Raw genomic sequence first — 12,908 nt, 5'->3', positions numbered from 1 at the left:
GTGGGCCGAAAGGAGCATCATGTCCCACGGTGCGCATGCCGAACAAGAGCACATGACGATCGGTCAGGGTCTGGCAGCCGGGATGTCGGTGGGAGCCGCCATCATCCTGACCTTGATCGGCGCGCTGCAGATCCTCCAGGGGATCGCTGCGGTCGCCGGCGACGAGTTGCTCGTCGCCGGGCCGGAATACACGTTCGCGTTCGACCTCACGACGTGGGGATGGATCCACATCGTCATCGGGGTCGCGATGGCGGTGGTGGGAATCGCATTGATCGCCGGTGCGACCTGGGCGCGCGTGGTGGCGATCGTCATCGCCGCACTGTCGATCGTGGCGAATTTCCTGTGGCTACCGAACTATCCGGGCTGGGCGATCCTGATCATCGCGCTCGACGTGATGGTGATCTGGGCGATCTCGGCGTGGAACCCCCGAGCGATCTACTCCTGAACGACCCGGTCGTGCGCCGGGCGCACGATCAGCGAAAACAGGTGTCCTTCACTCGTGATGGGCGTATGGTTTATGCGTTCCTTCCGGACGGGAGGGACGGAGGTCGTCATGGCTTGTAGAGACACCCGCCGACGCCGGAGTCGGACAGATGCCACGATTCGATCCGGTGTCGACGAGCGGATGAGCCGTGACTGGTGGTGGTGCCGGCAGCGGCACGCCGCAGGGGGAAACAGGATTCGAGATCTTCAATTTCCGGGCGGTTTCGCGGGCATCGTTCCGTCCCCCGGTCCGGCCGAGGAGGTTCGGCTATGGATTCATTCTGGGACTACGTGTGGTACACAGTCGTCGTATTCGCATTCGTGGCATACCTGATCGTCCTGTTCCAAATCATCGTCGACCTCTTCCGTGATCACTCCGTGTCCGGCTGGGTCAAAGCGGTGTGGGTCATCGGACTGGTGATCCTCCCGTACCTCACGGCACTGGTCTATCTGATCGCTCGGGGCCGCGGGATGGCACTGCGGGCGCAGCAGGCCCAAGCGGAGGCGAAGCAGGCCACCGACGAGTACATCCGGACCGTGGCGGTCGGGAAATCCCCGGCCCAGCAGATCGCCGACGCCAAGGCCCTGCTCGATTCGGGTGCGATCACACCCACGGAGTACGAACACCTCAAGGCGCAGGCGCTCGGCAACGTCACGACCGGACGCGACGGCGTGCCCATCGCGTGAACCATCGGTGCGGGGAGGGCATCGAAGAACGGTGCCCTCCCATGGTCGGCTCGTGCGATCGTCGTGTCGCGTCGGGGCAGCCGGCGGTTGAAAATGTAAGGGTGACAGCGTAACCCGCAGCACCCTTGTTCCTCCGAATCGGATCGTGACCGCTCCTCGCGAGGGTCGGTGCACGATCGATGTCTCCTTCGTACACGAGAGGATCGTCATGTCGCATGACGTACGTCCCGACAGAGACGGGATGAGTGTGAAACAGGGCATCGCCGCAGGCACCTCGATCGGGGCCGCGATCATCCTGGCAACGGTCGGCGTCGTCCAGCTCTTCCAGGGCATCGCTGCGGTGGCCGAGGACGAAGTGTTCGTCCGGGGCGTGGAATACACGTTCAAGTTCGACTTCACCACGTGGGGATGGATCCACATCGTCCTCGGTGTCGTGATGCTGGTCGCCGGTCTCGCGTTGATGAGCGGTGCCACCTGGGCCCGTGTCACGGCGATCGTCCTCGCGGCGTTGTCGATCATCGCGAACTTCCTGTGGTTGCCGTACTACCCGTGGTGGTCGATCCTGATCATCGCGCTGGACGCGGTCGTGATCTGGGCGATCTCGACCTGGAACCCGCGCCCCGACTACTACTGACGCGACCGTGCAGGAAGACGGCCGCAGCGTCCGGGGCGATCCGGTCGCGAACGTCGCGGCCGATGACCCCCGATCGCGGACACGACGGAAAGCGCTGCACCTCACACTTCCCGGGTGTTGGGGTGCAGTGCTTTTCGCGTGCCTGTCCTTCACGCCGTCGCTGCTCCCGCGCGGCGGTCTCCTGCAGGGGATGATCTGCGGGATCACCGCTGCGATCGGATACGGTCTCGGTGTGCTCGTCGCGTTCGTGTGGCGTGCGTTCGCCGACCGTCCTCCTCGACCTCCGAAGGCGACGTCGTGGTGGACCTTCGGTGTCTGCGCGGTGGTCCTCTTCGCGGTCTTCTTCGGTCTCGGTCAGTACTGGCAGCACGAGATCCGTACTCTGATGGGGGTTTCCGAGTACAACCTGGCGCTTGCGGTCCTCTCCCCGCTCGTCGCGGTCGTGATGTTCGCTGTGCTGCTGGCGATCGGACACGGTATCCGCGCTCTGTACCACTGGGCGGCACGGACACTCGACCGGTGGATCGGGCAGCGGGCCGCGAACGTCGTGGGGTGGGTTCTCGTCGCGGGACTCGTGTACGCGATCGTCTCCGGAGTGCTCCTCGCCGGCTTCATCGACGCCGCCAACGCGGCGTTCTCGGCGCGGGACACGAGAACCGAGGAAGGTGTGCAGCAACCGACGACTGCACTCCGCTCCGGTGGACCGGATTCGGTCGTTCCGTGGGATTCTCTCGGGTGGCAGGGTCGGATCTTCGTCGGGCAGGGCCCGACCACCGAGCAACTCGGCGAGTTCGCGGAAGGTCCTGCTCTGGAACCGATCCGGATCTACGCCGGCCTGGCATCGGCGGACGACACCGAGGATCGCGCGTCCCTCGCGGTCGAGGACCTCACCCGGGCAGGAGGATTCGAGCGGAGCAACCTGGTGGTGGTGACGACGACGGGGAGCGGCTGGGTGGACCCGGCCCTGGTGGACTCCGTCGAGTACCTCACCGGTGGCGACGTCGCGACGGTCGCGATCCAGTACTCCTATCTGCCCTCGTGGATCTCGTATCTCGTCGATCAGTCGAAGGCGCGGGAGGCCGGACGCGACCTGTTCGACGCGGTCTACGACGTCTGGTCGAAGCTTCCCCAGGACGCCCGCCCCCGACTGCTCGTGGCTGGGGAGAGCCTCGGTTCGTTCGGCGGGGAGACCGCCTTCAGCGGCGAGTACGACCTGCGCAATCGCACGTCGGGTACGGTCTTCGCCGGACCTCCGAATTTCAACGTCCTCTTCCGGGAGTTCAGCGATCGCAGGGAGGCCGGCAGCCCCGAGATCGAACCGGTCTTCCGGGACGGCCGCACGGTGCGGTTCACGAACGACCCGCAGGCGGAGATCCCGCCGGCGGACGAGCCGTGGGAGGGCAGCCGGGTGCTGTATCTGATGCACCCGTCGGATCCGATCGTCTGGTGGAGTCCGCGCCTGATCACGAGCGAGCCGGACTGGATCGGCGAAGCCCCCGGCCATGACGTGCTCGAGGACATGGTGTGGATCCCGTTCGTGACCTTCTGGCAGGTCACGGCCGATCTGCCCTTCTCCACGGGCGTCCCTGCCGGGCACGGCCACAAGTACAGCACCGAGTACGTCGACGCCTGGGCCGTCGTCCTGCAGTCCCCGGAGATCACGCCCGACGACATCGAAGAACTGAAATCCATTGTCGGAGCAGAGGAGTGACGAGTCCGACCGGGAGCGTCGCTCGACGGCACGTCAGTGCGCGGCGAGTCGCCGCCACCAGGAGGTCTTCGGTGCGGGGACGGAGATCTGTGGGACGGGGGTGCGCAGCGTGAAACTCCACGTCTCGATGTTCCGCGGGTCGAGCTCGTCGTCGCGACGGCCGACGTAGCGGAATCCGAGCCACGCCCCGTGGGCCTCCTCGACGAGCTTGCGTGGGTGGAAGGGCAGGGACTCCGGGGGAGGGGGCACGTTCGGCGGCCAGCGGAGCGGATGCTCACCCGCCCAGAACGGGCGCTCCCACACGAACGGGAGTCCCTGATCCTCGAAGAACTCGACGGTGTTCGCCCCGAAGCTGCGGCGCAGCGTGCCGCACTCCCACACGGCGAACGATCCCCACGCGCCGGCCGGATCGGAGGCCAGCAGGCACGTGCGTTCGGCGGCGGGCGTGCGCAACCACATCGCGGGTAGCTCCGAGGGGTGGCGCAGCGCGAACCGGGGGCTCGACACCACCGTCACACCGGGATAACTGCCGATCCGGAATTGTTCGACGCCGTCGTCCTCGCAGGCATCCCCGGCCTCGGCCAGCGGAACCCGGCCGCCGGGATCGACCTGGAGATCCGGGAACAGGCGCGACAGAAGTGCCTGGGCCGCATCGCGATCCGGGGAGAACTCGCGCAGGACCGCTGCGGGATCGGGTGCGTCGACGTACCAGAGCGTCGACATCGTCGCCGACATCGTCGACGACTTCCTCAGACGCGTCCGTTACTGCGCACACCGAGCAGCACGTCGTCCCACGAGGGGAGTGCCGGCTTGCCGCGCTTGTCCTTCGCGGGAGCCTGCGACGTGCGCGATGCGTCGGTGTCGTCGGGCACCGTGACGGCGACGGCGGTCTCCTCGTCGGCGACCGGCTCGGGGGCCGGTTCGTCGGCGGCGGGGGCCTCCAGCGCGATCGGGGCGTGCCGCTCGGCGTTCTCCGCCTCGGTGGAATCGTCGACGTCGCGCGCGGAGTAGACCGGGGTCAGGTAGCGCAGGGGGCGACCGCAGTCGGGATCGACGAGATCGGCGGCGATGTCGTCGAGCGCGGTGATCGTGCCGCCGTGAGCGTCGGGCTGGTACCGCCAGTGGGCGCGGTTCGTGGAACGACCCGCGTGCCACCGCAGCTGTGCGACCCAGAAGCCCTCGTCGTCGCGCCAGGCGTCCCACTCGGCCTCGTCGAGGCTGTGCCCGCGAGCGCGGAAGGCCTGCGTGACGATCTCGTGGAGGGTCTCGACGGCGGGACCGTCGGGGCGGACGGGATGGCCCTTCTTGGCCATGTCGGCCGCCCGGGACCGCTCGAGCAGGACGGGATAGGCGAACCGTTCGACCTTGGCGACCGGGATGCCGGCCTCGTCGGCCACCTGTTCGACCGAGGCGCCGCCGCGGATGCGGGCCTGGATCTCGCGAGGACGGAGCTGGCTGGTCGTCTCGATCTGGATCTGGCCGAGACGGGCCAGATCGCCGCGAGCGGCCGCGCGCAGGGTGTCGTCGACGGGAATGCGGAACTTGTCCCCCGTCGTGGGATCGGCGAGCACCACATGCTTAGCATCGGGCTCGAGACCGACCACTCGAAGCTCTCGCACCTTGACCTCCTCGCGCCGATCGCGATTGACCCGCCCGACTGTAACCGACCTGGATATTTTTCGTGGCCGGACACGCCGCGCCACGCCGAGCGACATCGCAAGAAATCCGACGCGGCGCGTTATCGTCCAGGGTTCGCCGAAATGTCTCGATGCGAGGTCGAGACTATGACGACAGCGGGGCCGGATCCGACATCGGACCCGGCCCCGCTGTGCGGCGTGCTCAGAGCTGGGAGACGACCCAGTCGATGCTCTTGGTCAGCTGCGTGACGTCCTCGGGATCGATGGCCGGGAACATGCCGATACGCAGCTGGTTGCGGCCGAGCTTGCGGTACGGCTCGGTGTCGACGATGCCGTTGGCCCGCAGGATCTTCGCGACCTGCGCCGCATCGACGGAGTCGGCGAAGTCGACGGTGCCGACGACCTGCGAACGCAGCGACGGATCGGCGACGAACGGCGTCGCGTACTCGGAGGCCTCGGCCCACTCGTACAGGCGCGAGGACGAATCCTTCGTGCGCGCGACGGCCCAGTCGAGACCGCCGTTGCCATTGAGCCACTCGATCTGATTGGCGAACATCAGCAGGGTGGCCAGCGCCGGGGTGTTGTAGGTCTGGTCCTTGCTGCTGTTGTCGACGGCGATCGGCAGCGACAGGAACTCGGGGGTGAAGCGACCCGACTCCTTGATCTCGGCGACACGCTCGAGCGCGGCCGGGCTCATCAGCGCGATCCACAGGCCACCGTCGGCGGCGAAGCTCTTCTGCGGGGCGAAGTAGTACACGTCGACGTCGGAGATGTTCACCGGCAGGCCGCCGGCGCCCGAGGTCGCGTCGATCGCGATCAGAGCGTTGTCGGAACCGGCAGGACGCTGGACGGGAACCGCGACACCCGTCGAGGTCTCGTTGTGCGCCCAGCCGATGAGGTCGGCCGACGCGTCGGCGACGATCTCCGGAGCCGAGCCCGGCTCCGAACCCACGACGATCGGGTCGCCGATGAACGGGTTCTTCTTCGCGACCGTCGCGAACTTCGACGAGAACTCGCCGTAGGTGAAGTGCTGCGAACGCTCCCGGATCAGACCGAAGGCCGCGGCGTCCCAGAAGGCGGTGGTGCCACCGTTGCCGAGGACGACCTCGTAGCCCTCGGGCAGGGAGAACAGGTCGCGCAGACCCGAGCGGACACGGGCGACGACGTCCTTGACCGGCTTCTGCCGGTGGCTGGTGCCGAACACCGAAGCGCCGACGTCGACCAGCGACTGCAGCTGCTCGGGACGAACCTTGGACGGGCCGCAGCCGAAGCGGCCGTCTGCGGGCTTGAGGTCGGCGGGAATGATCGGTGACGCGTCTGCCATCGGAATGCGTGTCCTAAGAGTCGAGGGACATGGTGCACAGGTAGTCTAGACCGCCCCCTCGGAGCCCCCGCCGGGCGCTGGTCGGCCCGGCAGGGGAAGAGGCATCAGCGATGCGTGATCGAATCCCAGCCCGTGACCTCGGAGGCAGGGCGCGGATCGGGGCCGGTGTAGATCGCTGCGGGACGCACGAGCTTGCCCAGGCGCTTCTGTTCGAGGATGTGGGCGCACCAGCCTGCGGTCCGTCCGCAGGTGAACATCGCGGGCATCATCGCCGCGGGGACTTCCGCGAAATCGAGGATCACCGCGGCCCAGAACTCGACGTTGGTCTCGATCGCCCGGTCGGGACGACGCTCGCGCAGCTCGGCCAGGGCGGCCTGTTCGAGCGCGGCCGCCGCCTCGAAACGGGGAGCGTCGAGCCGCTGGGCGGTGCTGCGCAGCACCCGGGCGCGGGGGTCCTCGGCGCGGTAGACGCGGTGACCGAAGCCCATGAGCTTCTCCTTGCGGTCGAGGATGCCCTTGACCAGCCCGCGCGGATCGCCGGTGCGTTCGGTCTCCTCGATCATCGGCAGCACGCGGGCCGGGGCACCGCCGTGCAGCGGGCCGGACATCGCGCCGACCGCGCCGGAGAGCGAGGCGGCCGCGTCCGCGCCGGTCGAGGCGATGACCCGGGCGGTGAACGTCGAGGCGTTCATGCCGTGCTCGGCCGCCGACACCCAGTAGGCGTCGATCGCCTCGACGTGCTTGGGATCCGGGTCGCCCTTCCAGCGGACCATGAAGCGCTCGGTGACGGTGCTCGCCTCGTCGATGCGCTGCTGCGGCACGGCGGGCTGGTAGATGCCGCGGGCGGACTGGGCGACATAGGACAGGGCCATCACCGCGGCGCGGGCGAGATTGTCGCGGGCGGTCGCGTCGTCGATGTCGAGCAGCGGACGGAAGCCCCAGATGGGTGCGAGCATCGCGAGACCGGCTTGGACGTCGACGCGCACGTCGCCGGTGTGGATCGGGAGGGGGAACGGCTCGGCCGGGTGCAGGCCGCGACCGAACTCGCCGTCGACGAGCAGTGCCCACACGTCGCCGAAGGTGACGCCCTTCTCGACGAGCTCTTCGATGTCGACTCCGCGATAGCGCAGTGCGCCACCGTCCTTGTCGGGCTCGGCGATGTCGCTCGTGAAGGCGACCACGCCTTCGAGTCCTGCGACGAAATCCTCGGGAACTGACGCGCTCGCTGCCATGACGGTTGGGCTCTCCTCGTTCGAGCACGGCCCGGTCCGAGCCGCGCTGCCGGTGGAATGAGGTCACCGTCGGGTGTGATCGGCGCCCCACTCGGGTCGTCGTCAAAACTGTAGCTCCCGTGGTCCGAGCGTCGACGCCCGGATGCCGGGAGTACCGTCGTCGTTCGTGCCGTCCGATTTCCCGTTGCCGCGCCCCGAGGGTGACGACCTCGCGCGTATGCGTGTCGACTACAGCCCGGCCGGGCCGACCGACGAGTCCCCGGCCGACCGCGATCTCACCCCCGGCGATGTCGCCGAGGGCTGGCTTCCGCTGGTGCGCACGTGGTTTGCGAACGCGGTCGCCACCACGGTGCCCGAGCCGAATGCGATGGTGCTCGCGACCGTCGACGAGCACGGCCACCCCGCGACCCGCACCGTGCTGTGCAAGAAGATCGACGCCGACGGCCTGACCTTCTTCACCAACTTCGAGTCCGACAAGGGCCGTCATCTGGCCGGGCACCCCTACGCGTCGGCGACCTTCCTGTGGCTGCCGGTCTACCGGCAGGTGACCGTCCGCGGGCCGGTCGTGCGCGTGCCCGACGAGGAGACCCTGGCGTACTGGCGGACTCGGCCGCGCGGATCCCGCCTGGGCGCGTGGGCGTCGCAGCAGTCGCGTCCGGTGGCGGAGCGCGCCGATCTCGAGCACGCCCTCGTCGAGGCCGCCGAGCGCTACGAGGTCGACGACGACATCCCGGTACCGCCGTTCTGGGGCGGATTCCGCATCGTGCCCGAGTCGGTCGAGTTCTGGCAGGGCCGGCCCAACCGGTTGCACAACCGGATCCGGACCCGGCTGGTGGACGGTCGCTGGATCACCGAGCGTCTGCAACCGTGAGGCGTCTGCTCGCCGACACCACACCGCTGCGCAACAAGGACTACGCCCGGCTGTGGTGGGCCGGGATCGTCACCGTCATCGGTGCGCAGATGGCGGTCGTCGCCGTACCCCAGCAGATCTACGAGATCACCCGCAACTCCGCCTATGTGGGGCTGACCGGCGTGTTCGGGCTCGTGCCGCTCGTGGTGTTCGGCCTGTGGGGTGGAGCCCTGGCCGATGCGATGGACCGCCGGAAACTGCTGATCGTCACCTCCACCGGTCTCGGTCTCACGTCGCTGTTGTTGTGGGCGCAGGCCGCGATCGGATTGAACAACGTGTGGGTGCTGCTCTGTCTCTTCTCGGTGCAGCAGGCGTTCTTCGCCGTCAACCAGCCCACCCGTGCGGCGGTGATCCCGCGGCTGTTGCCGGTCGGGCAGATCGCGGCGGCCACCTCGCTGAACATGACGGTCGTGCAGTTCGGGGCGATCGCCGGTCCGTTGTTCGCCGGCGCTCTCATTCCCGTCGTGGGACTGTCCACTCTCTATCTGCTCGATGCGATCTTCCTGCTCGCCACGCTGTGGGCGGTGGTCCGGCTCCCGGCGATCCCGCCGCTCGGTGAGGTCACCAAGGCCGGACTGCGCGCGGTCTTCGACGGTTTCCGATATCTGTCGGGCCAGAAGATCCTGCTGGCGTCGTTCGTCGTCGACATCGTCGCCATGGTGTTCGGGATGCCGCGCGCCCTGTTCCCGCAGATCGCCCACGAGTCGTTCGGCGATCCGGCCCAGGGCGGCTTCGCCCTCGGTCTGCTGTTCGCGGCGATGTCGGTCGGCGCGGTGGTCGGCGGTGTCTTCTCCGGATGGCTGCCGCGGGTGCAGCGCCAGGGTCTCGCCGTGATCGTGTGCATCGTCCTGTGGGGCGTGGCGATGGTCGGTTTCGGCGCCGCGGTGTGGTGGGCCGAACCCGAGGGCAGCGGTCTGCTGCTGTGGGTCGCCCTGTTCTTCCTGGCGTTCGGCGGGGCGGTCGACATGGTGTCCGCGGCCTTCCGCTCGACGATGCTGCAGACCGTCGCCACCGACGAGATGCGCGGCCGGTTGCAGGGCGTGTTCATCGTCGTCGTCGCGGGCGGGCCGCGTATCGGCGACGTGCTCCACGGTGCCGCTGCAGCGGCTGCGGGCACGGCCGTCGCGGCTGCCGGGGGAGGCGTCCTCGTGATCGTCGGCACGCTCGTGTGCGTCGTCGCCTTCCCGGCCTTCGTGCGCTACCGGGTCTCACGCACACTCGGGTGACGGGCCTGCGGGGTCGTCCGGCAGGGGAGCCCGCAACTCCGTGACGGCGATGCGCGCGGCCTCACCGATCGCCGCGTCGACGACGGGCAGTACGGGATCCGCGCGGGCGGCGCGGGTGAACACCGCGACGGCGATCGGATACTCGCCGGGGAACTCGACGACCGCCACCTCGTTGCGGATGATGCCGATCGTGCCGGTCTTGCCCGCGATCGCGACCCCGCGATGCGGGAAGCCCGACGCGATGCGATGCGGCCAGACCTGCGCGCGCATCACCTGCTGCGCGAAGTCGGTGCTCTCGGGCGAGAGCACCGAGCCCGACCACACGGCTTCGAGCAGTCGGGTCATCTCCTGCGGGGTGGTCGCGCTCGTATAGGCCGGGTCGTACGCCGAGACGGTCCAGGCCGCGTCGATGTCGGTGAGCGCCCGGAACGCCTCGACGGTGGTGCGGGTGTCCGTCTCTTCGACGAGGCGTTGATAGACGTCCGCCGTGCCACCGATGATCCGGGTCCGTGTGAGTCCGAGGCGCGCGAGGAGTTCCTCGACGGCGGTCGTGCCGATCTCGCCGAGCAGCACGTCGGCTGCCGCGTTGTCGGACACCGTCATCATCGACGCGGCCACGTCGCGTCGGCTCATCGTCACCGGATCCCGGAAGCTCGCGATCCCCGTCGGTCCGGGGGTGCAGTCCGACGGCACGATCCGCAGCTGCCCGGATGCGTCGAGCCGGCCGGCGTCCACCTCTGCACAGAACGCGAGGAACAGCGGAAGCTTGTACACCGACGCGAGCACCACGCGTTCGTCCCCGCGCACCGACAGCATCGCCGCACGCGGATCCGAACATCGGCGGGCGTGCAGCCATCCCGTGCACCCCGCATCCGCGAAGACCGCCCGGATCCGGTCGACCGCCGTGTCTCGCCGACCCCCGCCGGTCATCGGACCCGTTCCTTGAACAGGACGCGGTCGAGGGCGTCGACGTGCGCACCGACGTCGGCGTCGGCGCGTCGCACGATGCGCACCCGCAGCGCCAGCGCGGACGGAGCCCAGTCCAGCCAGGCCACGCCGGGCACCGAGCCGGGCGGTGAGGTCGACACCCCGAAGTGGGTACCGGCGGCCACGGCGGCGAGTACCGCACGGTCGTCCACCGCCGGGGTGGTGTCGACATCGAGTCCGCGTTCGCGCAACAGATCCTGCACCGCGTCGAAGGCCGCCGGGTTCCCCGTCCGCGGCGCCGCGGCGAACGTCAGGTCGGAGAGCATCGGCAGACGGGGCCGGTCGGAACGGGCGCTGCGGTGGTCGGCCGGCACGACGAGCCATCGCCGGAGTTTGACCACCGGGCCGGCGTCGAGTCCTTCGGTCAGGGCCGGATGTTCGACGACGGCGAGATCGCACATGCCCGAGCGCACGGCGTCGACGAGTTCGACGGTGCTCGCGGATCGTGTCGAGACGGTCGCTTCACCGCGTCTGCTCAATGCGGTGACGCACAGGGTGACCAGGCGGTCGGGCAGTGCGCGGGTGGCGCCCCAGTGCAGGAGACCCCGGGCGCGAGCGACGCGTCCGGCCTCGGCGAGGAAACGGTCGGCGTCGTCGACGAGGAGACGAGCGCGGGGGAGCAGTTCGGCTCCGGCAGGAGTGAGGACCGCTCCCTGCCTGGTGCGATGCACGAGTTCGGAACCGAGATGCTGCTCGAGTTTCCGAAGTCCTTGTGACAGAGGAGGTTGCGTCATGTCGAGCGCCGCCGCGGCCCGCCCGAAGTGTCCTTCCTCCGCGACGGTGACGAAGAACCGGAGATGGCGGATCAGGTCCATGGCAGGGGATTCAATCAGCACCGGCGGACGATTCGTCGACCCGCCGTGTCGCGCGGCCGGATCCCGCTCGTCGTCCCGGCCGCCAACAGCGGCGATAGTTTTTCCGACTCGTGCGGACGGCAGGTGGGTATTGGCGGGCCGATTCCCGTCGGTGGTGTCCTGTCGGCATGACACCCACCGAATCCATTGTCCGGAACGGATTGTCGCGCAGGGGTTTTCTCCACTCCGCTCTCGCCCTGTCGTCCGTCACCGCCGCGGCGGCCTGTGGGTCGCAGGACGGTCCGGTCGACACGATCCCGTCGACGACGGCCGAGTCGGCCACCGATACCCGGCTGCTCGCCGCCGGTGTCGACGAGCGCCTGAAGGAGATCGAGGACCGCTATGCCGTGAGGCTCGGTGTGGTCGCGCAGTCGCCGGTGACCGGGCGCGTCCACACCCACCGGGCCGACGAGCGGTTCGCGATCTGTTCTCCGTTCAAGGTCTACGCCGCCGCCGCGATCCTGCGCCTCGAGGCCGAGGGAACCCTCCGGCTCGACGAGACCCTTCCGATCGACCCGGACGACATCGTCGTCAATTCGCCGGTGACCTCGGAACATCAGGGGCGCGTGCTGCCGCTCGACCGGCTGTGCGAGGCCGCGCTCACCCGCAGTGACAACACCGCCGGAAACCTGATGCTGCAACGGATCGGTGGGCCCGACGCTGTCACCGCCTTCGCCCGTTCCGTCGGGGACGGGACCACCCGGCTCGACCGCTGGGAACCCGAACTCAACGAGGCGGCACGGGGCGACCAGCGTGACACCACCACCGCTGCCGGACTGTCCCGTGGCTTCGGCGAGGTGCTGCTCGGTTCGGGGCTGCCCGCTCCGCAACAGCGGACACTGCTCGGCTGGATGCGGGCGACCACCACTTCGGACACCCGGATCCGCGGGGGATTGCCGTCGGGATGGACGTCGGCGGACAAGACGGGCGGGGGCAATCACGGGACGGTGAACGACGCCGGGGTGGTGTGGTCGCCGGACGGGCAGCCGCTGTTGCTGGTGATCCTGTCGGACTCGACCACCGGTGACCCCGACGCTCCCCTCGAGGGCGGGCCCGTCGCGGAGACCACCGCCGCGCTGGTCGATGCGCTCTTCGCCGTGCCGTGAGTACAGTGGCCGGCGTGGGGCGCCGGATACGCGCAGATCCCCGCGTAACGACCTTGGTGAGACCCGGGTAGTATTGCCGCAGGTTATCGGCGTGTGCCGGCCTTGCGGCGCAGTCGC

13 protein-coding genes are annotated in these 12,908 nt (G+C 68.9%); 7 read left to right on the top strand and 6 right to left on the bottom strand.

From position 1 onward, the window contains the following. The first annotated feature begins 19 nt into the window (after nt 1–19). The 4 genes from ACPCXD_RS13900 (at nt 20) to ACPCXD_RS13885 (ending at nt 3,515) form a co-directional block, all read left to right on the top strand. Nucleotides 20–445, top strand: coding sequence for a DUF7144 family membrane protein (locus ACPCXD_RS13900; protein ID WP_059381799.1), 426 nt, complete (start codon nt 20–22; stop codon nt 443–445). Between the two features lie 308 nt (nt 446–753). Then, entirely contained in the window at nt 754–1,170 is a 417-nt protein-coding gene (locus ACPCXD_RS13895) for an SHOCT domain-containing protein (protein WP_059381798.1), read from the top strand. A gap of 208 nt (nt 1,171–1,378) precedes the next feature. Further along, a complete protein-coding gene (locus ACPCXD_RS13890; protein ID WP_059381851.1) occupies nt 1,379–1,804 on the top strand; it encodes a DUF7144 family membrane protein in 426 nt (141 codons plus the stop codon). A 127-nt stretch (nt 1,805–1,931) separates the two neighbouring features. Next, nucleotides 1,932–3,515 carry an alpha/beta hydrolase gene (locus ACPCXD_RS13885; RefSeq protein ID WP_160873796.1) on the top strand — a complete coding sequence of 528 codons (1,584 nt, stop codon included), beginning with the start codon at nt 1,932–1,934 and terminating at the stop codon, nt 3,513–3,515. Between the two features lie 33 nt (nt 3,516–3,548). Here ACPCXD_RS13885 and ACPCXD_RS13880 read toward each other — a convergent pair whose 3' ends face one another. The 4 genes from ACPCXD_RS13880 to ACPCXD_RS13865 all read right to left on the bottom strand — a co-directional run bounded on the left by ACPCXD_RS13880 (nt 3,549) and on the right by ACPCXD_RS13865 (nt 7,708). Next, the gene (locus tag ACPCXD_RS13880) at nt 3,549–4,250 is read right to left on the bottom strand and encodes a DUF6928 family protein (RefSeq protein ID WP_160873797.1); all 702 of its coding nucleotides are present in this window, start codon (nt 4,248–4,250) and stop codon (nt 3,549–3,551) included. A gap of 14 nt (nt 4,251–4,264) precedes the next feature. Then, nucleotides 4,265–5,134 (bottom strand): septation protein SepH, encoded by an 870-nt coding sequence (gene sepH / locus ACPCXD_RS13875; RefSeq protein ID WP_186455329.1) that lies wholly within the window; start codon nt 5,132–5,134, stop codon nt 4,265–4,267. Between the two features lie 220 nt (nt 5,135–5,354). Next, a complete protein-coding gene (serC, locus tag ACPCXD_RS13870) occupies nt 5,355–6,476 on the bottom strand; it encodes a phosphoserine transaminase (RefSeq protein ID WP_060651998.1) in 1,122 nt (373 codons plus the stop codon). Between the two features lie 104 nt (nt 6,477–6,580). Further along, nucleotides 6,581–7,708, bottom strand: a complete 1,128-nt coding sequence (locus tag ACPCXD_RS13865; RefSeq protein ID WP_059381794.1) for a citrate synthase 2 — start codon at nt 7,706–7,708, stop codon at nt 6,581–6,583. 184 nt (nt 7,709–7,892) lie between these two features. Here ACPCXD_RS13865 and pdxH point away from each other — a divergent pair, with 184 nt between their 5' ends. Together pdxH and ACPCXD_RS13855 are read left to right on the top strand one after the other, a co-directional pair. Further along, nucleotides 7,893–8,579 carry a pyridoxamine 5'-phosphate oxidase gene (pdxH, locus tag ACPCXD_RS13860; protein ID WP_202399395.1) on the top strand — a complete coding sequence of 229 codons (687 nt, stop codon included), beginning with the start codon at nt 7,893–7,895 and terminating at the stop codon, nt 8,577–8,579. After that, the gene (locus ACPCXD_RS13855; protein ID WP_088897806.1) at nt 8,576–9,844 is read left to right on the top strand and encodes an MFS transporter; all 1,269 of its coding nucleotides are present in this window, start codon (nt 8,576–8,578) and stop codon (nt 9,842–9,844) included. Before pdxH ends, ACPCXD_RS13855 begins: the two co-directional genes overlap by 4 nt. On the opposite strand, the gene ACPCXD_RS13850 is transcribed toward ACPCXD_RS13855, so the two are convergent. Together ACPCXD_RS13850 and ACPCXD_RS13845 are read right to left on the bottom strand one after the other, a co-directional pair. Then, nucleotides 9,827–10,774 (bottom strand): serine hydrolase, encoded by a 948-nt coding sequence (locus ACPCXD_RS13850; protein ID WP_423659965.1) that lies wholly within the window; start codon nt 10,772–10,774, stop codon nt 9,827–9,829. The genes ACPCXD_RS13855 and ACPCXD_RS13850 overlap by 18 nt on opposite strands. Then, a complete protein-coding gene (locus tag ACPCXD_RS13845; RefSeq protein ID WP_106200561.1) occupies nt 10,771–11,646 on the bottom strand; it encodes a LysR family transcriptional regulator in 876 nt (291 codons plus the stop codon). Before ACPCXD_RS13845 ends, ACPCXD_RS13850 begins: the two co-directional genes overlap by 4 nt. Before the next feature lie 167 nt (nt 11,647–11,813). On the opposite strand from ACPCXD_RS13845, the gene bla reads away from it, so the two are divergent. After that, on the top strand, nt 11,814–12,791 hold the full coding sequence (gene bla / locus ACPCXD_RS13840; protein WP_229567284.1) for a class A beta-lactamase: 978 nt from the start codon (nt 11,814–11,816) through the stop codon (nt 12,789–12,791). The last annotated feature ends 117 nt before the right edge of the window (nt 12,792–12,908 follow it).

This window comes from Rhodococcus sp. AB351 (genome assembly GCF_049538275.1).
Classification (GTDB): domain Bacteria; phylum Actinomycetota; class Actinomycetes; order Mycobacteriales; family Mycobacteriaceae; genus Rhodococcus.
The sequence above is the reverse complement of the archived record's forward strand: the minus strand, read 5'-3'. Positions and strand labels throughout refer to the sequence as shown.